The organism is Mesorhizobium sp. M7A.F.Ce.TU.012.03.2.1 (assembly GCF_004006095.1).
Lineage (GTDB): Bacteria > Pseudomonadota > Alphaproteobacteria > Rhizobiales > Rhizobiaceae > Mesorhizobium.
Genome location: NZ_CP034779.1, coordinates 5,422,977 through 5,447,133 on the forward strand (window position 1 = coordinate 5,422,977; position 24,157 = coordinate 5,447,133).

A 24,157-nucleotide genomic window follows, 5' to 3' on the forward strand; every position below is an offset into this window, starting at 1 on the left:
AGCATGGCGGCGGCAATGTCTTGTATTTTCGCAAATCTGAAAAGGCTGAGCAGCGCAAACGGCAACAGCCCACGCCGCGTCATGCAGGCTTCACGGCCAGGAACGTGTTCCATTCTTCGCTATCGCGGCCGACGTTGAAATCGTCCCTGATGAGGACGAGCCCGGCGCCTTCGAGACGGGCCGCGAAGTCGTCCCTGCACCAGTAGACCGTATGATATTCGCCTGATGTCTCGCCGTCGCCATTGCGCATCGAGACGAGGAAGGCGCCGCCCGGGCGCAGCGACCCGGCTATCTTGGCAAGCACCTGGTCGGTCTCAACGCGAGGCACATGGATGAGGACGCACAGGGCCAGGACCGCGTCGTAGGGGCCGCCGAGATCATCGGTGATGAGATCGAGCAACTCGCCATGCTTGCCACGCGCGGCCTGCAGTTCCAGAAACCGCTTGGTCGCGTCGGTGCGCCGGACTTTGACACCCAAAGTCTCCAGAAAATCCGCGTCGTATCCGGCTCCGGACCCGACTTCCAGAATCCGGCCGCCTGTACCGGCGATTGCCACCAGGCGCTTGAGCGATGCCTGCTCCCTCTCGTTGGGAGCATGGCGCACGATGGCATCATATTGTTCCGCATAATCCTCGTAAGCGCTGATCGTTTGACGGCTCTGTGCCAGAGCCTCCGATGACACACCCATCTTTTCCTCCCATGCGTCCATGTCGGTCAAAGAGCCGGACACTTTCCTCAGCCAATGCTGCCGGCGGAAGCGTGTCCATCGAGCAGCCCGATGTCGCGTTGCCCAGACCGCGGACATCAGGCAGAGCGAAGTGCGCCGGGACTGACGACTGTCTCAGTTGGCGTCGGCTACCGTCTGCCGGCCGCCGGCCCAGGCGCGCCATTGCCGTTCGTCGCCATGGAAGACATTGAGGTCTATGCGGCCGGTGACGCCGTGCGACAGGCCGGAGCCGGAATACTGCCAGAACAGCCATTTGCGGCCGGGATAGACCTTTGACGGATGCTGGGCCACGGCACGCAGCCAGAACGGATAGTCGAGGAATTCGCCTCTGAGATTGTCGCGGTAGAAATCGGGCGCGGTGTAGATGATGGGCCGCTGGCCGTAATGCCGCTCCAGCTTGTCCATGAACACCTGCATCTTTTCCAGCACCTTTTCGCGCGACGGCCGCCGCTTGCAGCTGGACTCGCCGTTCCACTCGACGTCGATCACCGGCGGTAGCGCGCCTTCGACCCTGGGCACGTTGCGGATGAACCAGTCCGCCTGCTCGCCGGCCGTGCGGCACCAGTAGAAGAAATGATAGGCGCCGCGCTTCAAGCCGACGGCGTCGGCGCTGCGCCAGTTTTTCATGAACATCGGATCGAGGTGGTCACCTCCGTCGGTCGCCTTGATGTAGGCGAAGTTGGCGCCCTGGGCCCGCAATTTGTCCCAGTTGACGTTGCCTTGCCAACGCGAGACGTCGACGCCGTGCACTGCAAGGCGGCGAGGCGAACCCTTGCCGAAATTGATCGGCTTGGCGTCGCGAAATCCGTAACGGGTGAGCGGCCCGGCCAGCATGGCCGGTGCCGCGCGGGTCAACAGCTTGGGCGGCGACACCAAGGCTGCCGGCTCGACCGGCAGCCCGCCGACATCAGGCACTTGGGGATCAGGCACGTCGGGCGCGGCAAACACCCCCGTCTCTTCCTCCTCCGCCAAGCCGAACGGGCGCGTTTTTTCCCCCGGACCGTTGTCAGACATGGGAGCCAATCCGGCCCTTGCCGCCCTGTTGCCCCTTGCCGCCGGAGCAGCGGCGATCGGTGCCGGCGGCCGGATCACGGAACTGGTGGTCTCGTTGGACGGTTTCTGCAAATCCAGCGCATCGACGCCGGCCGTTGACGAGCAGCCGGCAAGGCATAGCGATGCGACCAAAAAACTGACGACGCCCGGAATCCGCATCTGGACCTGTACTCAAAACACAACAGACCGAGGGCAAAACGACAGCCGACGGACAAACCAGATCAGTTATGAATGAGAAATTACCAATAAAGTTTGAATCAAGTTTTTTTCGCCCATACCGCGTGCGGGCAAGCGCGATGGAAACCGGCTAGGATTTTTTGAAAACGCCGATCATCGGCCCGAGATTCCAATAGTCGTCTTTGCGGCCGATGGCAGGCGCAAACAAGCTTGATATCGTGCCGTCGAGGAACAGCGCGTTGTCGCAGCCGAGCGCATCGCGGAACAGACGGGCGAAGGCATGGAAGGTCACCGAGCCATTCGAAATCGCAAAAACCGCGACGCCGTCCTTTCGCACCCCGACACCGTCGCGGGTTTTCCGTGAAGTGCCGTCAGCCTGGAATTTTGGATGCAGCTTGCCGTCGATCACCAGCATCGGCCCCGATTGCGTCGCATAGTCGACTGTCGGGCGCCTTTTCACGAAATCCCTGGTGGCACGGACTGCGGCCTTGCCGTTTCGCATGTAGAAAATGCCGTTCGGCTGCAGGGAAAAATTGCCGCTTCCCGATCCCGTTTTCACCGAGGCCATCTCCTGGCCACGCTCGACATAGAGGCCGACCGGCGCGAGGTTCGGGTGATACATACCGGCATTGATGCCGAACAGCATGGTGCGCCCTGCCGCCTGTTGCGTGGCATGCAGATTGTGCAGCGACTGAAACGGCTTGCCCGCCGCATCCTTCCAGAACAGCTCGAGCTGATATCGTTTTGGATCGACCTCGCAAACGAGATAGCTGGTCGCCTCGAAGGTGAAGTCCCGGCATGGCGGCAGTGAAGCGGTCCACTGGCCAAATCCCATGCCAAATGCCGCCACCGACGGCAGTGCGCCCTTGGCCAATGCCAGCAGCAACGGCAATGATTGCAGGAGGGTCAGGAAATCCATGCGCTTACCGGAATCGAAGTTCGTGGTCCGGTACGGATATAACCTGTTTCAAGCGAGACTGTGAAAGGCTCTGGACTTAGGCAAGCCATCCCATGGCGACGCTCAACAACAAGACGATGCCGAGCAGGCCGCGATAGATGACGAACGGCCAAGCCGAGAAACGCTCCAGCACGTGCATCAGCCCCCATATGGCGAAGAAGGCGGAGATCGACGCAACGACCAGCCCGACAGCAAGCACCGACCAGCCATGGGCGTCGAGATGGACCTTGTGCAGTTCCCAGAGTTCCTTGAGGCCGGCGAGCGCGATGGCAGGCAGCCCGAGCAGGAATGAGAAGCGCGCCGCCTCGGCCCGCTTGAAGCCGAGCCCCAATGCCGCCGTCAGGGTCGAGCCCGAGCGCGACACGCCGGGAACAAGCGCGCCGATCTGGGCAACACCGACGAGCAGCGCATCGGTCAGCGACGCGCCCCCCATGCTGCGCCGGTGACGAGCAAAGATCTCGGCCAGCGCCAGCAGGATCGCCATTGCGATGCAGGCCCAGCCGATCACCGTCAGGCTGCGTAGCGGCGAATTGCAGGCGTTGAGCACGCCAGACAGCGCCACGCCGGCGATGACGATCGGGATCGTCGCCAGCACGATCCAGAGCGCCAGCTTGAAATGCCGGTCGGCGAAATCGCGTCGCGCCAGAGCGTTGAAAGAACCAAACAGGATATTCCTGACATCACTCCAGAAATAGCTGACCACCGCGGCAAGAGCCGCGAGTTGCATGGCGGCGGAGAAGGCGGAGCCGGGATCCTGCCAGCCGAGCACGGCCGGCACGATGCGCATATGGGCGGTCGAGGAAATCGGCAACAGTTCGGTGATGCCTTGCACCACGCCGAGGAACGCCACCTTGGCGAACCCCAGGCCGACGAAGCCCGTATCCAGGCCTTGTGTGCAGATATCGGCCAAAATCGAATTCCGTGCATGAGAGATCGGAGTTGCGTGGACCGACCATCGGTCAATCCTGGGCAAGCCTTATCGTCATGGGCCGGATAATCAATTTACGGATTTGTAAGCTGGCGTGCCGAAGTGCACGCCGTTCGAAACCGGCCCACCTTGGAGCCGGCTTGAGATACACAGCGAAAATCGCAAAGCGACTACGGGCAGAGCCAGAGTTTCTGGCATGTCCTGGCGATCACATGCGCCGGCGGCACTTCGGGCTCATCGGTCGAAGGCCGGCGAGCCCGTTCGAGCAGCATGCGCACCTGTTCGGGGCGCACACGATCGCGCTCCATCACAAGCAGGACCATCGGATCGCTCAAAAGCTCGTCCAGGGTGCTGATGCTGTCGTTCATCCGTCGTCTCCTCGAATGCCGTACCCGCGACCCATAAATAGGGAGACAATGATGGCCCGCCAATGACGCTTTGCCGGCTATCTCGTGTCGATTTGGATTAAATTTTGGCCATGCTTGCGCTCTCCCCTGGCCCTTGGCGCTGCGCGTCGATCCACTCCTTCCACAACAAGGGGAGAAGGGAAAAATCAGCCTGGCGGAGGGGCGCCTTCGTATTTCGGCAGGCTGTCATCGAGCACCACCCAGGGCTGCTTCGAGCCCGTGAAAATATGCATTTGCGGCTTGAAAACCGTGGGATCGTCGAGCCATGCGAGTGGGGGTGAAGCCATGACGCCGAAAGCCGTCATGGCAGCCACGGAAAGCGGCTGCCCGCTAACAGCCGGCGGCCTTGGCGTTCACTCCGTTTCGCCGACGACCTCGTCCCAGGTTTTGACCTTGGTCTGGCCGTTGAGGAACGGCAGCGCGGCGGCCGTCAGTTCGGGGGCGAAGAAAGTGTCGTAGTGGGTGCGGTTGGGCAGGATCGCCAGGCGGTTTTGCGACAGGTTCTCGCGCATCCAGCCGGCATCCTTCAGCCCGCCGCCGAGCATCTGATAGAACTTGATCTCGTGTTCGGGCTTGTACATATCGCTGTCGCCATAGACCAGCATGACCGGCATCTTCAGCTTGGCGACGTCGGCCGCGTAGTCGCGGTTCTGACGCATGAAGCCGCCCAGCGCATCGAGGAGCTTCGGGAACTCCTCAGGATGCGGCGCCACGGCGACGTAGGATTTGTACATCGGCGTCTCCTTCATGAACTCAGCCGCGGCCGCGCTCACCTGTGCCTGCTGGGGACGCATCTCGTCATAGAAGCCGTCCGTGGCGTAGCCGGTCGATACCAGGACGAGGCGGCGCACCGCTTCGGGATTCTGGACGGCCATGCGGAAGGCGACGCCGCCGCCCAGCGAATAGCCCATGACATCGACCTGATCGTAACCGAGCGCCTTGACGATGGCGGCCATGTCGTCGCCCATCGCCTCCACGGTGAATGGGCGGTCGCCCAGCGCGGTGCGACCGTGACCCTGCAGGTCGACGCCGATGACGGTGCGGTTTTCGGCAAGTTTCGGCAGGATCGGCGCGAACATATCCGTGGTGCCGAGACCGCCATGCAGCAGAAGCAGCGGCTCGCCCTTACCATAGATGGCATAATAATAATTCAGGCCGTTGATCGGCAGCAGGCCGGACTTTTCCGGCTTCGGCAGTGCGTTCGTCTCAGTCGTCATGGCGGGTTTTGTCTCCTCCGCATTGGTGGTGCCTGGGCAGCCAACGAGCGCTGCAACCGAAGCAAGAATGGCGAAAAACAGGGTTTTGGACATATCGATCTCCTCTCGTCATGCCGGTATCAGAGCGTCATGCGGATCAAAGCGTTTTGGCGAGTTCTTCGAGCTGGTCGGCGCACTGTCCCCAACCCTCGTGGAAACCCATCTTCTCATGCTGTTCGCGGTCGGCGACGCTCCAGTGCCTGACCCGAGCGATGTAGCGGGTCTTGCCATTGCCCTCGTCCTCGAAGGTCAGCGCGACGGTCATGAACGGCTTTTCCGAAGGCTGCCAAGCCTCTGTGTAGGCGTCGGTGAGGACGATCTTCCTGCCGGGAACGACTTCGAGGAAGACTCCCGGGTTGGGGAATTCGTTGCCGTCCGGGCTAGCCATGACGACAAGGCTCGAGCCGCCGGTGCGCACATCCATCTCGGCGCGAGGCGTCGTCCACGGCTTTGGCGAGAACCAGCGCGTAATCAGTTTCGGGTCAGTCCAGCAGCGATAGACGTTTTCGCGCGGTGCATCGATGATGCGGGCGAGAACCAGTTCACGGTCGTTGGTGGGGGCGATGTCGAGCTTGATGGTCATGATGGCATCCTGCGTTTGATCTGGCTTCCGTCCCAAGGACGAGCCGATGAACCGCAAACCGACATCGCCCGCAAAGAAAATGTCGACACCGTCTCGATGGGCCGAGACGTCACCCACCTTCGTCATCAATGGGCGAAGCAGGAGCGCAGCGACGCAGCGCAGACCCGAGGATGACGAAGCGATAAAAACCTCTGCGCCGAGAAACCGGACGTGTCAGTGGCGTTTGGCTTGCACCAGATAAGCCTCGATCTCGGTCTCGCCGAGCCACCTTGCCGCCTCCAGCCGGTGCAGGCCTTCGACGAGGATGTGGCGCTTGCCGTCATGGCGGACCTGGATCGGCGTCTTCATGCCGTTTTCCAGGATGTCCTCGGCCAGATGGCGGACGGTCTCGGGATGCAGCGTCTTCTTGCGCGCCGTCGGCACGTAGATCTCGTCGACCTTGACCTTTTGCACTCTGAGCATTCCGACCCCCGTGGCGGAAACGCCGCCTCCCCTGAGATAGTCCGTTTGATGGAGGCGGCCAAGGGTGCGGCTAACGAATGCTGGCCCGATCGTTTCTATTTGACGCGTGACCGGCAGATCGCCGAAATGGCGGCCCTCGACCTTTTCAGGTGTTCATGACCCATCTGCCGACCGAATTCCCCGATTTCGGACTGACACCGGAGCAGCGCCGCCACGCGGTGCGTGGCCATTATTACGAATGGCCGGGGATGGATGGCGAGCGCGGCGAGATCTGGTGCTACAGCGACCGGTTTTCCTATCGCGCCGGAGAGACTGTGGCCTTGCATGTCAGCTCGACAGCTGCGACGTTCGGCATGACAATCATCCGGGATGGCGGCAGCGAAACCAAAGTGTTCGAGAAATCGGGCATCGCAGCACGCTGGCAGGAAAGTCCGGAACAATGTTCGGCTGAAGGCTGCGGCTGGGACGCTTCGCTCGAATTCCGTGTCGAGAACGACTGGCCGTCCGGAGCCTATCGGGTCACGCTGACCGCAGACGGGCGCGACGGCAAGCCGATCCAATACCACCATATTTTCATCGTCAGCCCGCAGCCGGGCCGTAAACCCGGCCGTGTGCTGCAGGTGGCGGCGACGGGCACCTGGCTGGCCTACAACACCTGGGGCGGCTCCAACCACTACCAGGGCATCACCGGGCCGGACCGCAACCAGTATTCGCCCATCGTGTCGACGCAACGCCCCTGGTGCCGCGGCTTCGTCGTGCTGCCGAAAGATGCGCCGCGTGTGCCGCTGGAAGTCGCCGTGCCGCCGAAGACGGTGCCGCGTTATCCGCATATGGAATGGGCGCTCGCCACCGGCCATTCGAAAAAGTACGCCTCGTCGGGCTGGGCGAGCTACGATAGCCACTTCTTCCGCTTTGCCGAGCGGGCCGGCTATCAAGTCGATCTCGCCAGCCAGCATGATCTCCATTTTTCGCCCGAAATTCTCGACGGCTACGACTGCGCCGTCTTCGTCGGCCATGATGAATACTGGACCTGGGAAATGCGCGACGCCGTCGACGCCTATGTCGAGCGCGGCGGCCATGCGGCGCGCTTTGCCGGCAATTTCATGTGGCAGACGCGGCTGGAAGACGAGGCCCGCCGGCAGGTCTGCTACAAATATCGCTCGCGTGCCGAAGACCCCGCCTATCTCCCAGGCGGCGACGTCACCCGCGCCACCAATTCCTGGGAAGCGCCGGAAATCGGCCGGCCGGGTTCGGCGACCTTCGGGCTCAACGCGACGCGCGGGGTCTATACCGGTTGGGGCGGCTGCGCGCCGCGCGGCGTGCGTGGTTTTCCGGTCTATAGGCCCGAGCATTGGGCCTTTGCCGGCACCGGCATCTACTATGGTGACCTGCTGGGCGCCGACAGCCATGTCTATGGCTATGAGGTCGACGGGCTCGACTTCGAGATACGCGGCGGCCTGCCCTACCCGACCGCTACCAGCGGCGCGCCAGACGGCTTGCAGGTTCTCGCCGTCGCCATGGCGAGCCAGGTCGAGGAAAGCGCCGATATCCCGATCGAGGACCAGTTTCTCACCGACGAAGACGGCCGCTTCACCGCCGAGACGCTGTTCGGCGAGGCGAGCGACGCCAATCTGGAAAAGGTCAAACGCGGCAACGGCATGATCGTCAATTTCCCGCGCGGCAAGGGCGAGGTGTTCCACGCCGGAACCTGCGAATGGGTCGCCGGCCTGCTAAGACAGGACCCGATGGTCGAACGCGTCACAAAAAATGTCCTCGATCGTTATCTCGGAAAGTCCTGACATGTCGAAAGTCCAGACCGCCACGCAAGCCACTGACGCCCGGCGAGACTCGCATCTGTTCTATCTGTCCAGCCTGCGCCGGCCGCTGATCGACCGTGCCGAGGGCATCTATATGTGGACGCAGGATGGCCGCCGCTTCATCGACGGCTCGAGCGGCCCGATGGTTGCCAATATCGGCCATTCAAACCGCAATGTGCTGGATGCCATGAAGCGGCAGATGGACCGCGCCACCTTTGCCTATCGGCTGCATTTCGAGAACGAGCCGGCCGAGGAGTTGGCACGCGAACTGGCCGGCAAGCTGCCGGAAGGCATGGACCGAATCTTCTTCGTCTCGGGCGGCTCGGAAGCGACCGAATCCTGCATCAAGCTGGCGCGGCAATGGGCCGTCGCCACCGGCCAGGTCAGCCGCTGGAAGGTGATCACCCGCTTCCCCTCCTATCATGGCGGCACGCTGGGTTCGCTCTCGGTCACCGGCGACGATGCGCTGGCCGAAACGTTCGAGCCGATGATGCGGGCGATGCCGACCGTGCCGGCGCCGAATGCCTGGCGCGACCGCGACAACCTCTCGATGGACCAGCGCGGCATCCGCTATGCCGACATGCTGGAGGAGAAGATTCTTGCGGAAGGTCCAGACAGCGTGGTCGCTTTCATCATGGAGCCGATCGGCGGTGCGGCGACCGCGGCACTGGTCGCGCCGGACAGCTATTACCCGCGCATCCGCGAGATCTGCGACCGCTACGGCATCCTGCTCATCCACGACGAGGTGATGAGCGGCGCCGGCCGCACCGGCAAATTCCTCGGCGGCGACCACTGGAACTGCAAGCCCGACATCGTCGCGCTGTCGAAGGGGCTGGGTTCGGGCTATGCGCCGCTTGGCGCGCTCGCCGCCCCGATGCGGCTGGTGCAGCCGCTGCTTGACTCCGGCGGCTTCCAGCACGGCCACACCTATGCCGGCAATCCGCTGGCCTGCGCCGCCGGGCTTGCCGTGCTCGGTGAAATGGACCGGCTTGGCCTGATCGCCAATGCGGCCGCCATGGGCGACGTGCTGATGGACGAGCTGAAGGGGCTGGCGAAGCGGTTTCCGTTCATCGCCGACGTGCGCGGCAAGGGCCTGCTCACCGGCGCGCAGATGGTTGCTGATCCAGAGACGCTGAGGCCGATCGACCAGACCAAGAAAGCCACGCAGCGGCTGCTCGACCTCGCCTATGAGCGCGGGCTGATCATCTATGGCCGCAGGGTCAAGGGCGGCGTCGACGGCGACAATTTCATGGTCGCGCCGCCGATGATCGTCACCAGCGAACAGGTCGGCGAGATCGTTTCCATCATCGGCGACTCGCTGGAGTCGCTGGCTGCCGAACTCGACCTGCCGGTCGAAGGCTGAGGCGACAAAGATGGCGCCTAGAAAAGTCATCATCACCTGCGCCGTCACCGGCTCGGTGCACACGCCGTCGATGTCGCCCTATCTGCCGGTGACGCCGGACCAGATTGCCACTGAGGCGATCGCCGCTGCGGAAGCCGGGGCCTCGATCCTGCATCTGCACGCCCGCGACCCGAGGGATGGCCGCCCGACCGCCGATCCGGACGTCTACATGCAGTTTTTGCCGCGCATCAAGCAGGCGACCGATGCGGTGATCAACATCACCACCGGTGGCTCGTCGCTGATGACGCTCGATCAGCGGCTGGCAGCCCCTTTGCGGGCCGAACCCGAAATGTGCTCGCTCAATATGGGCTCGATGAATTTCGCGCTGTTCCCGATGCTCGACAGGCCGAGGGAATGGCAGCACGAATGGGAGCCGAAGCTGCTCGAAGCGACGCGCGACACCATCTTCAAGAACACGTTTGCCGATATGGAGGGCGTGCTGGAGAGGCTGGGCAAGGGCTGCGGCACGCGCTTCGAATTCGAATGCTACGATGTTGGCCATCTCTACTCGCTGGCGCATTTCCGCGACCGAGGGCTGGTGTCTGGCCCATTGTTCATCCAGTTCGTGCTGGGCATTCTGGGCGGCATCGGCGCCGATCCCGACAATCTCGTCCATATGAAGCGGATCGCCGACAAATTGTTCGGCGACAGCTACCAGTTCTCCGTGCTGGCCGCCGGCCGTCAGCAGATGCCGCTGATCTCGATCGCGGCGGCCATGGGCGGCAATGTCCGTGTCGGGCTGGAGGACAGTCTCTATGACGGCCGCCAGCTGGCGAAATCCAATGCCGATCAGGTGCGCCGCATCCGTGGCATTCTCGACGGGCTGTCGCTGGAGGTTGCAACGCCAACCGAAGCACGCGACATGCTGGCGCTCAAGGGCGGCGACCGGGTGGCGTTTTGAGAGACGACCGTGATCAATCCAACATCCAATGACGTCCTCTTACGCCCCGGCCGGATCGAAGACGTCGAAACCATCCACGCGGCGATCCTGAAGCTCGGCACGCATATCGGTGCGCCGGAGGAAATCATCTCCACACCCGACGATCTCAGAATGTACGGCTTTGGCGAAAAACCCGCCTTTTCGACCCTGATCGCCGAAGTCGGCGGGGAATTTGCCGGGCTTTGCCTGCATTTTCCGATCTTTTCAACCTGGATGGGGCGGCCTGGAGTCTATGTGCAGGACCTCTATGTCGAGGATCGTTTTCGCGGCCGCAAGATCGGCGAGCGGCTGCTGCGGCACGTTGCGGCGCAGTGCCGGAACGAAGGCGGCGTTTATCTCCGACTGTCGGTCGACACCGACAATGAAGGTGCCAAGACCTTCTATGAAAGGCTGGGCATCGCCTGGTCGAGCTATGAGCAGACCCAAAAAATCATCGGCGAGGCGTTCTTTGCCTTCGCCGATGCGCCCCAAAACGAGAATCCGGAATGAAAGCCTTCTATGCCGAGGAACAGAAGCGTCACGACCCCAAGGCCTTTCTGTCAAGCGGTGCGGCACAGCCCAATCCGGAAAAGCCGGAGCGCGTGGAGAGATTGTTAGCCGGCGCAAAATATGCTGGCTGCACGATCGAGCGGCCTCGGGATCATGGGCTCGGCCCGGTCGCGGCTGTGCATACGCCCGAATACCTTGATTTCCTCGAGCATATCTACACGCGCTGGCAGCGCATCGAGGGCGCTTCGGCCGAAGTGATCCCCAACATCCATCCGATCGCGCGCAACGGCTCCTACCCGGCCTCGGCAGTCGGCCAGGCCGGCTACCACATGGCCGATACTGCTTGCCCGATCTCGGGCGAGACTTGGCAAAGCGCGCTGTGGAGCGCCTGGAGCGCGGTCGACGCGGCCGAGGCGGTGATGTCAGGCGCGCCGGCCGCCTATGCGCTATGCCGCCCGCCCGGCCACCACGCCTTTGCCGATGTCGCCGGCGGCTTCTGTTTCATCAACAACTCGGCCGTCGCGGCGCAGGTTCTGCGTAAGCAGGCCGCACGGGTGGCGATCCTCGATGTCGACCTGCATCACGGCAACGGCACGCAAGGCATCTTCTACGCACGGCCGGATGTGCTGACCGTCTCGCTGCATGCCGATCCGGTGCGCTTCTATCCGTTCTTCTGGGGTCATGCCGACGAGCGCGGCGAAGGGCCCGGCCTCGGCTACAATTTCAACCTGCCGCTGCCGCGCAAATCCGCCGACGCGGCGTTTCTCGAGGCGCTCGAGGTGGCGTTCCAGCGCATCCGGGCCTTTTCGCCGGACGCGCTGGTCGTTGCGCTCGGCCTCGACGCGTTCGAGGGCGATCCGTTCGGCGGACTTTCGGTGACGACGCCTGGCTTCTCGCGCATCGGCGAGGCTATCGCCAAGCTCGATCTGCCGACGGTCATCGTCCAGGAAGGCGGCTATCTCTGCGACGAACTCGGCGACAATCTGACTGCGTTCCTCACCGGCTTCGGCGGCAAGACGCGGTGAATGCTCAAGCCAGCGTCAGGAGCGCTGCTGCCTGAGCATGGCGATCACACGGTGTACGCTCTCCAGCGTCTCGTCGATTTCGGCTGCAGTGTTGTAGTGGGCGATGCCGATACGCACGACGCCATGCTCGGCTGGAATGCCGAGCTGGTGGACGATCTCCCAGGCGTAGTTATGGCCGGACCACAGGAAGATGTTTTCGGCATTCATCTGCCGCACGATCGTTTCGGGCACGATGCCATCGACGGTGAAGGAAACCGTCGGCACGCGCTCGCCGAGCCGCTTCGGATCGGTAATGCCCCGGATGGTCAGGCCCTCGATATCGGACAGGCCATCGATCAGCTGTTGCGCCAGCGGGTTTTCATAGGCGATCGAAACCGCAAACGCCTTGGCAATCTTCTGCCTTCTTGAACCGCCCTCGCCCGCCGCCGCGCCAAGGTCGGCAAAGTAATCGACCGCGGCCGTGAGGCCGGCCATCAGCTCGATCTGCGGCGTGCCGAGTTCGAACCGCTCCGGCAAGCCGTTGGACGAGCAGCGGCATTTGTAGGGCTGCAGGTCGTCGATGACGTCGCGCCGGCCCCACAATATGCCCATATGGGGGCCGAAGAATTTGTAGGCCGAACAGATCAGGAAATCGCAGCCGAGTTCCTGCACGTCGATCAGGCCATGCGGCGCGAACTGGACGGCGTCGACATAGACAAGGGCCCCGGCATTCCTGGCTATGGCGGTCAGCGCCTTCACCCGGTTGATCGAGCCGGTCAAATTGCTGGCGTAGTTCAACGCGACCAGCCGTGTCTTCTCGGAAAGCAGACCAGCCAGCGTCGCCTCTTCGACCTGCCAGCTCTTTTCGTCGAACGGCAGCCAGCGCACGACGAGCCCGAGATCCTCGGCCAGCTGCAGCCAGGGCGACACATTGCCCTCATGGTCCATGCGGGTGAGGATGATCTCGTCGCCGGGCTGCATCGTGCGGCCGAGCGTGCGCGACATGTGATAGGTCAGCGTCGTCATGTTGGCGCCGATGATGATTTCCTCAGGGCTCGCCGAGCCAAGGAAATCGGCCATGGCCTGGTGCGCTTCATCAACGACCTGCTGTGCGGCAAGCGTCGTTTCGAAATAGCCGCCAAGGTTGGCATTGGTGGTCAAAAGGCAGCGCGACACGGCGTCCGCGACCGCCTGTGGCACCTGCGTGCCGGCAGGGTTATCGAGATAGATGCGGCGGCGGCCCTTGTCGGTCAGGAAGAGAGCCGGAAATTTTTCACGCACTGCCTCGACTGGAAAATTCATTGCTGCCCGCTCCCATTGTGCTCATTCAGTATTCGGAGACTGACGACCTGTTCAAGGACAGGGATTGCCGACCCGCTGGTGGATCGCGTCCACCGCCTTCTGCATTTCTTCGGTCCAGGTGACGTCGACGGAAGACAGCGCCATGTCGAGCTGCGAAAGCGTCGTTGCGCCGACGATGTTGGAGGCTACGAACGGCCGGCTCGAGACATAGGCATTGGCAAACAGTGCCGGCTCCAGGCCAAAGGAGCGCGCCAGCTCATTGTACTCAAGTTGCGCTTCAGCGGCACCTGGCGTCTCGTAGCGCTGGCCGCGATTGAACAGCTGCGAGCGGGACCCCTGCGGTCGCGCGCCATGGTCGTATTTGCCGGTGAGATAGCCCTGGGCCAGCGGCGAATAGGGCAGCAACGACACTTGCTCGCGCTCACAGACCTCGGCGAGGTTTACCTCGAAAGTGCGGTTGACGAGATTGTAAGCGTTCTGGATCGACGCGACGCGCGGGCCGATGCCCTTGTCGGCTTCGGCAAGGAACCGCATCACGCCCCAGGAACTCTCGTTCGACAGCCCGAAATGGCGGATCTTTCCAGCCTTCACCAGTTCGTCGAAGACGCCAAGCGTCTCGGCGATCGGTGTTTCGTCGGCCGGTGCGCCGACGGAATCGGCGCGCGGCGACACGGCGCCGACGCGCGTCGGATTGGCACCCCAGGGGATATCCCGCTCCGGCCAGTGGATCTGATAGAGGTCGATATAGTCGGTGCCGAGCTTGGCCAGCGACTTGTCGATGGCGTCAAAGATATCGGCGCGCACCAGTTGCGACGGCCTGTCGCCGCGAAACCATGCGTTGGCCGTGCGGCCGACGACCTTCGAGGCCAGGATCACCTTGTCGCGGTTGCCCTTGGCCTTCATCCAGCTGCCGATGATCCTTTCGGTCCGTCCCTGCGTCTCCGCCTTGGGCGGGATCGGATAGAGCTCAGCGGTGTCGATGAAATTGACGCCACGCGAGAAAGCCAGGTCCATCTGGGCGTGGCCTTCGGCCTCGGTGTTCTGCTGGCCCCAGGTCATGGAGCCCAGGCAGATCTGGGTCACAAGAAGATCGGTCCGACCGAGACGGCGTTTGTGCATGAAATTCGGCTCCGGAGGAAGGCTGGCGCGACTGCGCGGAGGAAGCCGCATCTATAGGCAAAGCAGAGCCGCTCTCCAAGCCTCGCCAGACCGACTTTTGCGTGAACCAGCCGGGTTAGCGGCGAGCACCGGCTAGTGCACGGCGCTTGGCCTCGTCGATCAGCATGTTGGCCACTTGCATTCGGATCATGGCGCGCTGGCGCAAATGCGGGGCGACACGGTCGGGATGGTTGGCAAAGGCAAAGCGGCGGCGCATGCGGCTGAAGTCGGCGATTTGCTTGGGCTGATCGAGGCCAAGTTCGACGGCGATGGCTTCGGGATCGATCGGCGGCAGCTTTTCCTCGGGCTTTGGCTCTTCGCCGGCGAGAGCCAGCTTGGCATGATCGAGCAAGGCGGCGAATTCCGTCGCCAGATCCGCGCCCGCCTCGCGATATTCGGCAGCGGAAACCTTGATGCGGCCGGAATGGAGTTCATCGGCCACCGAAAGATAGTCAAACGGGATGGATGGACGAGCGCCGGCCTCTTCGCCCTCGCCATTCTTGTCGGGGGCGATGAAGAGGTCGTCGAGCAACGAAGCGAAATCCCGCTTGGCGCCAGTAGCGATGTCAGCCTCCCCCTCGCCCGACCATTCGGGTATCAAAGCATAGAACCGGCTCGTTAAAAATGCATGGCACCGATCTTAACGAATTTAGCCTTCGCCTCGTCTACCGCTTCACCCACCGCAATCCCAAAAACAAAAGCCGGACTGCATTTTCACGCAGTCCGGAATTCGCCAGGAGTGGCGAGGAAAAACCGGCCATGTAGCCAGCATTCGAGGCTACGATACGCACCGGCCAAAAGTTTCGCCGGGTTGCAGAAAATGGCGAAAAAATTCGCCAAGACAAAAATTCGCCAAGACATGGCAGGTATGCAAATGCTGCACTGCACAATTGTCACGATTCACCTATATTGGCTGGCGTGGAGGACCAATTTGGGGCTTGAATCATGGGTTTCTTCACTGAAATGTCCGCCCGGCCGCGGCCGCAGGAGCATCTGAGATACCGCTCGGCGCTCGCGCTGCTTCATTCGATGAGCAATGCCGACCGTGCCGACATCGGTATCAAGCCGGCCGACTTCCCCCGCATCGCCCGCGAAATGTCCGTTCGCTAGGTACTTCCGGAGATGTCCCGGATCGATCCGGGACATCTCCAAAAAACTCAATTCCCTAGCGCGATCCCAGGAACGTCGCCTTGCCCAACGGCACGCCATTGTGGCGAAGAATGTCGTAGGCCGTGGTGAGGTGGAAATAGAAGTTGGGCATGGCCACATGCAGCAGATACTGCAGGCCGGGCATCGAACTTTCCCGTCCGCCAAGCTTCAGCTCGATGATCTTGTCGTCGGAGCCGTCGAACTCGGCAGCCGAAAAAGTCGCCAGAAGGTCGAGCGTCTTCGTGATGCGAGCCTGGACATCGGCAAAACTCGCCTCGTTGTCCTCATATTTCGGCACTTCGCGGCCGGCGAGCCGTGACGGCGCGCCCTTGGCATGATCGGTGGCGATCTGCACCTGCCTGGTCAAGGCGAACATGTCTGGCGCGAGCCGCGCCGTCAGAAACACCTGCGGGTCGATCTTGCGGTCAAGCGCATTCTGTTCGGCGGTCGCCAGCACATCGGAAAGCGCTTTCAGCCTGGCCGAAAACACCGGCACGGACGCCTCATACATCGATATCGTCACGTCAAATCTCCTGTCCGGCCGAACGCCGGCGGACGCGACGTAGCGCCTTCGCGCGCGATTCTTCAAGTCCGTCGAGCCTGCGTCACCACGTTGCCGCAATCGCCGTCGTAGAATCCTCTATCGAGCGGAGGTTCCCGATGAGACGCGCCCTTTTCGCAGCGACTGCCTTTCTCTCCCTGGCACCGATCGGCCAGACGGTATTGGCTGCCGACGATGCCCCCGAAGCACCCTATATCGACGATCGGTCGAGCGCCGACGCGGTTGTCCGTTCGCTGTATAGCGCCATCAGCCGGCACGAATTCGCCCGCGCATGGGGGTATTTCGGCGATACAAAGCCGGCAAAGGATTTCGATAGTTTCGTCAAGGGCTATGATGGGACGGACAAGGTCGAAGTCCAGACCGGGACGGTTTCCGACGAAGGCGCGGCTGGCAGCATTTTCTACAACGTCCCCGTCGCCATCCGCGCGACGGACAAGGCTGGCGGCGAAAAGGTCTTTGCCGGGTGCTATACGCTGCGCCAGGTGAATGCCCAGACCCAGGTGGAGCCACCCTTCGATCCGATCCACATCGAGAAAGGGGCACTGAAGCCCTCCACTACCGATTTCGAGGAGGCGCTGCCGCCAAGCTGCGGCGATGGCCCGCCACCGCCAAAGAAAGACACCGCACTGGAGCAGGCCAAGAAGGCCTTTCTGGCAACCTATGGCGACCAGTGCGACAAGCAGTTCCTTGCCAATGAGCCGACCGTTTTTTCGATTAAATACAAGGACAAGGATGCGCAGCCCGGCGATCCCGACAAGGAGACGCGGCTGTTCCATTTTTCCTGCTCGGCCGCCGCCTACAATGAAAGCTCGGTCTACTATATGACCGACGAGCTATCGGGCGTGCAGCAATTGCAGTTCGCCGAGCCCAAGATGGACATCCGCTACGAGAACAATGACAGCAACGGCAAATTGCTGGGCATGAGTATCGTCGGTTTCCAGACGTCCGGCTGGGCGGTCAATTCCGATTATGACGAGGCTGCCCACACGATCACAACATTCAACAAGTGGCGCGGCATCGGCGATGCGTCCGACGCAGGGACGTATCTGTTCCGCAACGGCAATTTTTCGCTGGTCCAGTATGACGTCGATGCGTCCTATGACGGCGAGCAAAATCCGGAGACGGTTGTCGACTACAACACCGCGCCCTGAGCATCACACGAGCTTGCAGGCTGCGTCGATCAGGGCGCCTTCGACAGCATCCAGTTGAGCGTGCCGCGCCAGTCGGTCATGCGGATCGGAGTGCCATGGGTGCCGGTCTCGAAGCGGACGAAGCGGGTCGGATAGGTCTTCGATTTGGTCAGGATCGAGCGAAAGAACGCCTCCTGCTTTGCCACGGGGTAGACCACGTCATGGCTGCCCTGGCCGAAGAAGACCGGCACGCGGCGCTTGAAGGCCGGGCTGGTGAAAAAGCTCTCATCCCACAGCGAACCGAGCAGCAGCAGGCCGTTGATGCGGCCGCCCATGTCCTTGCGCGTGGCCAGCTTCCAGCACAGCGCGCCGCCCATAGAGCCGCAGGCGACGAAGATCTTCGCGCCTGGCGACTGTTCGGCATAATGACCGATCAGCGCCGCCACCTGCGCCGCTCCCGTATCGCCGAAATCGGGGAAATCAGGACTGAGATAGAGGCCGCCATTGCCGGCCATCAGGTTCTTGAGCCGGTTGAAATTGCCGCCGAATGTGAAGTCGTCGACACCCTGCTTGCGGCTGCCGCCCTGCCCGTGCAGATAAAGCACGATGATGCCGGCGCCCTCGGTCTTGCCGACGGCGACATGCCTGACATCGCCGGCATCGGTCTTCAGCAACAGATCCTGCTGCATCTTGCGGACGCTGGTGTCGGTGTATTGGGCGTTCACCCGCCGCTCCGGCACCTGGTCACGCTGGTTGATGTCGCGCATCTCGCGGTAGTCGATGACCGTGTAGGTGCCGTTGATGTCAGACGACAGCGTGGGCGGATAGGCGAAGAGATCGTCCTTGAAGGGTTTTAGGGACAGCGTCTGGCTTTGCGCGGCCGAAGACAGCAACGCGGTCGCGACTGCAAAGGCACAGAAAATTTGGCAGCGAATAGACATGCCCAAGGCATGCGTAATTCGCCTTGGGTTTGTCAATCCTGCAGCACGCCGCCGGCGCCTTCCAGCGCCTCGCGTGTGTCGACATCGACTGACGCCGCCGCGCCGATCTCGACATCGATGACATCGAGCCCTTCCGTCTCGACCAGATGGCGCGCGCCGGTGTCGCCTTCGAGATGGGCGATCGCCGGAAACAGCGAGCGCGGCAAAAGCACCGGGTTGCCGCGCTTGCCATCATGCGAGGCGCGGACCACCGCATTGCCGCCGGCCTTGCGGAAAGCATCGATCAATCTGTCGAGGTCATCGGACGTGATATCAGGCATGTCACCGAGAACGATCATCACGCCGGCGGAATCTTCCGGCAGATAGGCGATGCCGGCTTTCAGCGAGGTGGACAGGCCCTCGGCAAAATCGGGATTGTCGGCGAAGGTCACGTCGAGGCCCACCAGCGCAGCGCGCACCCGCTCGCGCTGGTGGCCGGTGACGATGACAGTGCCGGACGCCTTCGAGCCGAGCGCCCGCTTGGCGGTGCGGCGCACAAGCGGCTTGCCGTCGAACAGCGCCAAAAGCTTGTTCGGCCCGCCCATGCGGCTTGAGCGGCCAGCGGCCAGCAGCACGATGCCGACCTTGAGCTGGCTTTTGGCCGGCAGCGGTTCGCGCGGCTGCGGCCGTGTCGGGATTTCCATCAGCAGCCCGCCGACCCCCATGGCGGCAATATCCCTGGCCGTCACGTCGAGGCCAGCGATCAACCGGTCCAGCACCCAGTCGAAACCATTCTCCTTGGGGCTGCGGGCGCAGCCGGGCGCGCCGATGACGTGCTTGCCGCCGAGCGTTCCGAGCACCAGCAGATTGCCGGGATCGACCGGCATGCCCGCGCGGATGACTGCACCACCCGCCTTCTCGATCGCCGCGGGAATGACATCGGCAAAATCGCTCATCGCCGAAGCGCCGAAGATCACCACCATGTCATTGTCGCGCGCCAGCGAAGCCGTGGCCTCCGCCACCGGCGCGATCTCATGCGGCGTGCGGCGCTCCGCAGTCAGCCTGCCCCCGGTGCGCGCCAGCCGCGCTTCGGTGACGCGCAGCGTCTTGTCAAGCACGGAAGGCTTGATGCCCGGCAGAACCGTCTGGATGACGCCGACACGCACGGGCCGGTAGGCATTGACGGCAAATACCTCGCCCGCGGCGCAGATTTCTGTCGCAGCGCCGACCAGCGCTGAACTGACCGCGAAGGGAATGATCTTCACGGTCGCGACCATCTGGCCTTTCTCGACCGGCGCATGCTGCGCCAGCGTCGCAATGGTGATGGCGGGATCGATGGCATTGATGGCGTCGATGATAGCGGCATCGACCGTGAAGATGCCCGGCGCCTTGGCATGGAGGTTGACCCGCCCGGTCGCGGCAGGCCTGGCTTCGATCCCGCGAAAGGCCATGCTCTCGGCAATCGTTTGCGCGGCGGCATCCTCGCTGAGGTCGTCCTCAGCCAGAACAGCCGCAACGACCTCGGAAACACCGGCGGCCCGCAGCAGCGCCACATCTTCGGCGCTGAGCCTGTGCGCCTTGCGGAAGCGGCGTTCACCAGCGGTGGTGGAGTGCGCCAGCACCGCGCCTTCCGCCGTCTCAATCGGGATCGGGCCGAATTTCACGCCGCCGCGCCCGCAGAGCGCCGCGCGTCCTTTTGGACGCGCAACGGACGCTCTGCTATTTTGAATCTACGCATCGTGCTTTTCCAAAGTCGATTTCGATTTTGGAGCCGATGCGGAGGCATCAAGACCGCGCGAGCGGAAGGCGTGGATCGCCTGGGCCAACACCGCAACGGCGATCTCTCCCGGGCTGGCAGCACCGATGTCGAGCCCGATCGGCGCTTGGATACGGGCGATCTGATCGGCGCTCGCGCCCAGCGCCAGCAGGCGTTCGACCCGCTTGGCATGCGTCTTCCTGCTACCGAGCGCCCCGACATAGAAACAGTTGGCGTCGAGCGCGGCCTTCAGCGCGAAATCATCGACCTTCGGATCATGGGTGACGGCGGCAAGTGCGGTGTAGCTGTCGAGCGGTTGGCGCTTCAGCACATCCTCCGGCCATTCGGCATGAAGCGCCACGTCGGGAAAGCGGTCCGGCGTGGCGAAAGCGGTGCGGGGGTCGATGATCTCCACGGGATAGCCGGCGATCTTCGCCATCGGCGCCAGCGCCTGGCTGATATGGACAGCGCCAATCACGACCAGACGCGGCTGCGGCAAATGCGCGTTGAGAAAGAAGGTTCGCCCCTCTGCCTCGACCGAACCGGAATTGCCGGTGCGGAACGCCTTGGCAATGGCAGCGCCGAGATCGCCGGCGACCTGATCGCCTTCGCGCACGATGCGGTCGCGGCCGTCACCGAGATCGGTGACAAGGATCGCCGCACGGCGAGCTCGTCGTTCGGCGTTCAAAATTTTTAAGGCGTAGGGATCCATCCGAGATCAGCCCAGTCTTTCCACGTACACCTTGATGCGGCCGCCACAGGACAGGCCGACCTGCCATGCGGTTTCATCGGCAACACCGAACTCCAGCATCCTGGCCTTGCCGCTGTCGATGACGTCGATGGCCTCACTGACCACAGCGCCTTCGACGCAGCCGCCCGAGACGGAGCCGTGGAAATTGCCGTCGGCGTCGATGACCAGATGGCTGCCTACAGGTCGGGGCGCCGAACCCCAGGTCTCGACCACAGTCGCGATGGCCACGTCCTTGCCGTCCTTCATCCAGCCCTCCGCGATGATCAGCGGGTCGCGGGCCTCATCCAGATAAATGCTGTTTTCCATGACCGTTTCTCCAGAAGTCTGTTTTTCTCGGGATCTGTTTCTGGGTGGGAAAGATATGGTTATGCGGCGTGCCTCGCGCCAGCGTCCAGCCATCGGCGCGGATCGACGGATTGTGCCGACTTCTTGTCCAATGACGCGCAGAGATCGGCCAGCGCATCGAGATTGTGCACCGAGCGGAACTCGTCGACATGCGGCAGCATCGCCTTGACGCCACGGGCGCGCGCCTGAAAACCGTCGAAGCGCAGCAACGGGTTCAGCCAGATCAGCCGCCGGCAGGATTTGTGCAGGCGCTCCATTTCCTCCGACAGGCCGTCGACATCGTCGCGCTCCAACCCGTCGGTGATCAGAAGCACGACCGCCCCCTGCCCCAGCACGCGCCGCGACCATATCAGGTTGAACTCGGCAAGTGTGTCGCCGATGCGGGTGCCGCCCGACCAGTCCTTGACCGCCGCAGAACAGTCGGCAAGTGCTGCATCGGGATCGCGGTGGCGCATCTGCCGGGTCAGATTGGTCAGCCTTGTGCCAAAAACGAACGTGTGCACGCGACGCCTTTTTTCCGTGAGCGCATGCAGGAAATGCAGGAAGATGCGCGTGTACTGGCTCATCGAGCCTGAAATGTCGGCCAGAACCACCAAAGGCGGATGAACTTCGCGGGCTGAGCGGAATTTCGGCAGGATCAGTTCGCCGCCGGTGCGCGCGGCCGAACGCATCATGGCTCGCGGATCGATGCGGCGGCCATGCGCATCGGCCTTGAAGCGCCGGGTCCGCACCATGTTGAAAGGCAGCCGCAGTTCGGCGATCGCCTTCTTGGCGTCGGCCATCTCGGCGGCGTTCATCTGGGCAAAATCCTTGGCCCGCAGCACCTCGTTGCCGGAAAAAGTGAAGCGGGCGTCGACCTCGATCTCGGGAATTTCCTGTGGCGGCTGGTTCTTCTGGTGGCCCTCGAACATCGCCTGGCTGACCCGGTTTTCAGCGGCGCGTGGCTTCTGCTTTTCCCTGGTGTCGGGTGCCACCGGCGAAAACATAGCCAGCATCTTCTCGATCAGTTCACGCGATTTCCAGAACAGCCGGAAGGCTTCGTCGAAAGTGGCGTGATCCTCATGCCGCGACACCAGCACGGCGTGCAGCGTCCAGTAGAAATCGTCGCGCGAACCAATGCCGGCGGCGAGCACCGCCTCGATGGCGTCCTTGACCGAGGCCGGCCCGACCCGCATGCCGGCCTTGCGTAAGGTGCGGGCAAAATAGACGATGTTGTCGGCAATCCGCCCGTGCGGCATGGCCTCTTTCGGTTCGGGGCGCGGCATCGCCTACTCCGCCGCCGAAAGCTCGGCCTTCACCTCGTTGAGGATGCGCCGGCCTTCGCCCTGTTCGATGCGGGCAATGTCGTCCTGGTATTTCAACAGCACGCCGATCGTGTCGGAGACGGTTTCCGGATCGAGCGCCACCTTGTCGAGTTCGGTCAGCGCGCCGGCCCAGTCGATGGTTTCGGCGACGCCAGGCACCTTGAACAATTCGATCTGGCGCAGCTTCTGGATGAAGGAGACCACTTCGGCCGAAAGCCGCTGGTTGGCCTGCGGCACCTTACGGCGCACGATCTCGAGTTCGCGCTCGGCGTTGGGATAGTCGACCCAGTGATAGAGGCAGCGCCGCTTCAGCGCATCGTGGATTTCGCGGGTGCGATTGGTGGTGATGATGACGATCGGCGGTTCTTCCGCCTTTATGGTGCCGAGTTCGGGCACCGTCACCTGGAAGTCGGACAGGATTTCGAGCAGAAAGGCCTCGAAGGCCTCGTCGGTGCGGTCGAGCTCATCGATCAGGAAAACCGGGGCAGCGCCCGTCTTTCCGGTCAGCGCATCGAGCACCGGGCGGCGGATCAGGTATTTTTCGGAAAAGACGTTGCGCTCCATGGCGGAGCGCTCGACCTTGCCGGCCGCCTCCTCCATGCGGATCTCGATCATCTGCGCGGCGTAGTTCCACTCATAGACGGCGGACGAAACGTCGAGGCCTTCATAGCACTGCAGGCGGATCAGCCGGCGACCGAGCGCCTGTGCCAACACCTTGGCGATCTCGGTCTTGCCGACGCCGGCCTCGCCCTCGAGGAAAAGCGGCCGCTTCATACGCAACGACAGGAACAGCACGGTCGCCAGCGACCGGTCCGCCACATAGTCTGCACCGGTCAGGAGATCGAGCGTCTCGTCGATCGTCCGTGGCGCGGCGCGCGGTTTCAGCTCGGTCATTCTTTCTCCGTGAACGCCGCCGCTCCGCTGTCCAGAACGTGGTAGCCGCGGGCGTGGTAAATCAGCGGCCGCAAATTATCGCCCATACGCAGACCTGTCACCTTGCCAAAAAGCACACGATGGGTGGCCAGATCCTTGGTGTCGATCAATTCGCAGTCGAACACGGCAAGCGCGCCTTTCAGGGTCGGCGCGCCGGTGGAGATCACATCCCATTCGCCAAGCGCGAAACGTTCCTCGACCGGCAGGCCGGTGATGCCGGAAAAGCCGACCGACAGCGGCTCCTGGTGCGAGGCCAGCGTGTTCAGGGCAAACCTGCCGTTTTTCACGAACAACTCATTCTTGGCATTTTCGCGGTTGAGACAGACCAGGATGGTCGGCGGCGTGTCCGACACCGAACAGGCGGCGATTACCGTCGTGCCGCGCTTGCCGGCCGGCCCGTCGGTGGTGACCACATGGACGTGGCCGGCAAAGTGGCTCATCGCGTCGCGATAGGCCTGCGGCCCAATGTCGTTCTTCTTCAGCACCGGAATTTTTCCATGGTCAGGATCCTACCGACATATATGGCCAGACATAGCCCGCCACAAGCGAAGTGCCTGAGCCATATCCCGAAATTCGCGTGTTGCACCAAGGCCGTGCAGCCTTTAGGTCTTGGCGGCATAGTGCCGGGAGCATAGAGCCGGCAC

The 24,157-nt window shown here is 62.7% G+C and carries 27 protein-coding genes and 1 pseudogene; 8 read left to right on the top strand and 20 right to left on the bottom strand.

Annotated features, from left to right (window positions below; genetic code table 11):
• Nucleotides 1-79: 79 nt before the first annotated feature.
• Nucleotides 80-688 (bottom strand): class I SAM-dependent methyltransferase, encoded by a 609-nt coding sequence (locus tag EJ079_RS26885; protein ID WP_127810622.1) that lies wholly within the window; start codon nucleotides 686-688, stop codon nucleotides 80-82.
• Nucleotides 689-841: 153 nt separating this feature from the next.
• A complete protein-coding gene (locus EJ079_RS26890; RefSeq protein WP_245481744.1) occupies nucleotides 842-1,741 on the bottom strand; it encodes a glycoside hydrolase family 25 protein in 900 nt (299 codons plus the stop codon).
• On the opposite strand from EJ079_RS26890, the gene EJ079_RS34030 reads away from it, so the two are divergent.
• Nucleotides 1,740-2,015, top strand: coding sequence for a hypothetical protein (locus EJ079_RS34030; RefSeq protein ID WP_245481745.1), 276 nt, complete (start codon nucleotides 1,740-1,742; stop codon nucleotides 2,013-2,015). The two genes, EJ079_RS26890 and EJ079_RS34030, sit on opposite strands and share 2 nt — an antisense overlap.
• A gap of 72 nt (nucleotides 2,016-2,087) precedes the next feature.
• Here EJ079_RS34030 and EJ079_RS26895 read toward each other — a convergent pair whose 3' ends face one another.
• The 7 genes and pseudogenes from EJ079_RS26895 to EJ079_RS26925 form a co-directional block, all read right to left on the bottom strand.
• Nucleotides 2,088-2,876 (bottom strand): phosphodiester glycosidase family protein, encoded by a 789-nt coding sequence (locus EJ079_RS26895; RefSeq protein WP_127327552.1) that lies wholly within the window; start codon nucleotides 2,874-2,876, stop codon nucleotides 2,088-2,090.
• Between the two features lie 76 nt (nucleotides 2,877-2,952).
• Nucleotides 2,953-3,825 carry an undecaprenyl-diphosphate phosphatase gene (locus EJ079_RS26900; RefSeq protein WP_127269867.1) on the bottom strand — a complete coding sequence of 291 codons (873 nt, stop codon included), beginning with the start codon at nucleotides 3,823-3,825 and terminating at the stop codon, nucleotides 2,953-2,955.
• 188 nt (nucleotides 3,826-4,013) lie between these two features.
• Nucleotides 4,014-4,211 (bottom strand): hypothetical protein, encoded by a 198-nt coding sequence (locus EJ079_RS26905; RefSeq protein ID WP_013532087.1) that lies wholly within the window; start codon nucleotides 4,209-4,211, stop codon nucleotides 4,014-4,016.
• A gap of 185 nt (nucleotides 4,212-4,396) precedes the next feature.
• Nucleotides 4,397-4,513 (bottom strand): annotated as a pseudogene (locus EJ079_RS26910) (GFA family protein); the annotation flags it as partial.
• A 90-nt stretch (nucleotides 4,514-4,603) separates the two neighbouring features.
• Nucleotides 4,604-5,560, bottom strand: a complete 957-nt coding sequence (locus EJ079_RS26915; protein ID WP_127810624.1) for an alpha/beta hydrolase — start codon at nucleotides 5,558-5,560, stop codon at nucleotides 4,604-4,606.
• A gap of 43 nt (nucleotides 5,561-5,603) precedes the next feature.
• A complete protein-coding gene (locus EJ079_RS26920; protein ID WP_127269871.1) occupies nucleotides 5,604-6,089 on the bottom strand; it encodes an SRPBCC family protein in 486 nt (161 codons plus the stop codon).
• 213 nt (nucleotides 6,090-6,302) lie between these two features.
• On the bottom strand, nucleotides 6,303-6,551 hold the full coding sequence (locus tag EJ079_RS26925; protein WP_127269873.1) for a ParB N-terminal domain-containing protein: 249 nt from the start codon (nucleotides 6,549-6,551) through the stop codon (nucleotides 6,303-6,305).
• Nucleotides 6,552-6,706: 155 nt separating this feature from the next.
• Here EJ079_RS26925 and EJ079_RS26930 point away from each other — a divergent pair, with 155 nt between their 5' ends.
• Genes EJ079_RS26930 through EJ079_RS26950 form a run of 5 tightly spaced genes read left to right on the top strand, consistent with a single transcriptional unit; the run spans nucleotide 6,707 to nucleotide 12,224 of the window.
• Nucleotides 6,707-8,350, top strand: coding sequence for a N,N-dimethylformamidase beta subunit family domain-containing protein (locus EJ079_RS26930; RefSeq protein ID WP_127810625.1), 1,644 nt, complete (start codon nucleotides 6,707-6,709; stop codon nucleotides 8,348-8,350).
• Nucleotide 8,351: 1 nt separating this feature from the next.
• Complete coding sequence (locus tag EJ079_RS26935; RefSeq protein ID WP_127810626.1) at nucleotides 8,352-9,731, top strand: aspartate aminotransferase family protein; 1,380 nt, start codon at nucleotides 8,352-8,354, stop codon at nucleotides 9,729-9,731.
• Between the two features lie 10 nt (nucleotides 9,732-9,741).
• A complete protein-coding gene (locus EJ079_RS26940) occupies nucleotides 9,742-10,671 on the top strand; it encodes a 3-keto-5-aminohexanoate cleavage protein (RefSeq protein WP_127810627.1) in 930 nt (309 codons plus the stop codon).
• 12 nt (nucleotides 10,672-10,683) lie between these two features.
• Nucleotides 10,684-11,199, top strand: a complete 516-nt coding sequence (locus tag EJ079_RS26945; RefSeq protein WP_127811405.1) for a GNAT family N-acetyltransferase — start codon at nucleotides 10,684-10,686, stop codon at nucleotides 11,197-11,199.
• On the top strand, nucleotides 11,196-12,224 hold the full coding sequence (locus tag EJ079_RS26950) for a histone deacetylase family protein (RefSeq protein WP_127810628.1): 1,029 nt from the start codon (nucleotides 11,196-11,198) through the stop codon (nucleotides 12,222-12,224). The genes EJ079_RS26945 and EJ079_RS26950 overlap by 4 nt, the downstream gene beginning before the upstream one ends.
• A gap of 15 nt (nucleotides 12,225-12,239) precedes the next feature.
• On the opposite strand, the gene EJ079_RS26955 is transcribed toward EJ079_RS26950, so the two are convergent.
• The 3 genes from EJ079_RS26955 to EJ079_RS26965 form a co-directional block, all read right to left on the bottom strand.
• Nucleotides 12,240-13,505 (bottom strand): cysteine desulfurase-like protein, encoded by a 1,266-nt coding sequence (locus EJ079_RS26955; RefSeq protein WP_127810629.1) that lies wholly within the window; start codon nucleotides 13,503-13,505, stop codon nucleotides 12,240-12,242.
• A gap of 51 nt (nucleotides 13,506-13,556) precedes the next feature.
• Complete coding sequence (locus tag EJ079_RS26960) at nucleotides 13,557-14,624, bottom strand: aldo/keto reductase (protein ID WP_127810630.1); 1,068 nt, start codon at nucleotides 14,622-14,624, stop codon at nucleotides 13,557-13,559.
• 115 nt (nucleotides 14,625-14,739) lie between these two features.
• Nucleotides 14,740-15,195 carry a hypothetical protein gene (locus EJ079_RS26965; RefSeq protein WP_127321613.1) on the bottom strand — a complete coding sequence of 152 codons (456 nt, stop codon included), beginning with the start codon at nucleotides 15,193-15,195 and terminating at the stop codon, nucleotides 14,740-14,742.
• 413 nt (nucleotides 15,196-15,608) lie between these two features.
• Between EJ079_RS26965 and EJ079_RS26970 the strand changes: the two genes are divergently transcribed.
• The gene (locus EJ079_RS26970; RefSeq protein ID WP_127810631.1) at nucleotides 15,609-15,773 is read left to right on the top strand and encodes a hypothetical protein; all 165 of its coding nucleotides are present in this window, start codon (nucleotides 15,609-15,611) and stop codon (nucleotides 15,771-15,773) included.
• 55 nt (nucleotides 15,774-15,828) lie between these two features.
• Here EJ079_RS26970 and EJ079_RS26975 read toward each other — a convergent pair whose 3' ends face one another.
• Nucleotides 15,829-16,335: a DUF1993 family protein gene (locus EJ079_RS26975; RefSeq protein WP_127396334.1), complete on the bottom strand. Its 507-nt coding sequence runs from the start codon at nucleotides 16,333-16,335 to the stop codon at nucleotides 15,829-15,831.
• Nucleotides 16,336-16,472: 137 nt separating this feature from the next.
• Here EJ079_RS26975 and EJ079_RS26980 point away from each other — a divergent pair, with 137 nt between their 5' ends.
• Complete coding sequence (locus EJ079_RS26980; protein WP_127810632.1) at nucleotides 16,473-17,525, top strand: DUF1176 domain-containing protein; 1,053 nt, start codon at nucleotides 16,473-16,475, stop codon at nucleotides 17,523-17,525.
• Between the two features lie 29 nt (nucleotides 17,526-17,554).
• Here the strand turns inward: EJ079_RS26980 and EJ079_RS26985 are convergent, their stop codons facing one another.
• The 7 genes from EJ079_RS26985 to EJ079_RS27015 form a co-directional block, all read right to left on the bottom strand.
• Nucleotides 17,555-18,445 carry an alpha/beta fold hydrolase gene (locus EJ079_RS26985; protein ID WP_127396332.1) on the bottom strand — a complete coding sequence of 297 codons (891 nt, stop codon included), beginning with the start codon at nucleotides 18,443-18,445 and terminating at the stop codon, nucleotides 17,555-17,557.
• 32 nt (nucleotides 18,446-18,477) lie between these two features.
• Complete coding sequence (locus EJ079_RS26990) at nucleotides 18,478-20,088, bottom strand: molybdopterin-binding/glycosyltransferase family 2 protein (RefSeq protein WP_127396331.1); 1,611 nt, start codon at nucleotides 20,086-20,088, stop codon at nucleotides 18,478-18,480.
• Between the two features lie 66 nt (nucleotides 20,089-20,154).
• Nucleotides 20,155-20,892 carry an XdhC family protein gene (locus EJ079_RS26995; RefSeq protein WP_127396330.1) on the bottom strand — a complete coding sequence of 246 codons (738 nt, stop codon included), beginning with the start codon at nucleotides 20,890-20,892 and terminating at the stop codon, nucleotides 20,155-20,157.
• Between the two features lie 6 nt (nucleotides 20,893-20,898).
• Nucleotides 20,899-21,237: an XdhC family protein gene (locus tag EJ079_RS27000; protein WP_013532112.1), complete on the bottom strand. Its 339-nt coding sequence runs from the start codon at nucleotides 21,235-21,237 to the stop codon at nucleotides 20,899-20,901.
• Nucleotides 21,238-21,296: 59 nt separating this feature from the next.
• Nucleotides 21,297-22,541, bottom strand: coding sequence for a VWA domain-containing protein (locus tag EJ079_RS27005; protein ID WP_127810633.1), 1,245 nt, complete (start codon nucleotides 22,539-22,541; stop codon nucleotides 21,297-21,299).
• A gap of 3 nt (nucleotides 22,542-22,544) precedes the next feature.
• Entirely contained in the window at nucleotides 22,545-23,474 is a 930-nt protein-coding gene (locus EJ079_RS27010; protein WP_023810354.1) for a MoxR family ATPase, read from the bottom strand.
• Nucleotides 23,471-23,998: a flavin reductase gene (locus EJ079_RS27015; protein WP_095791541.1), complete on the bottom strand. Its 528-nt coding sequence runs from the start codon at nucleotides 23,996-23,998 to the stop codon at nucleotides 23,471-23,473. The genes EJ079_RS27010 and EJ079_RS27015 overlap by 4 nt, the downstream gene beginning before the upstream one ends.
• Between the last annotated feature and the right edge of the window lie 159 nt (nucleotides 23,999-24,157).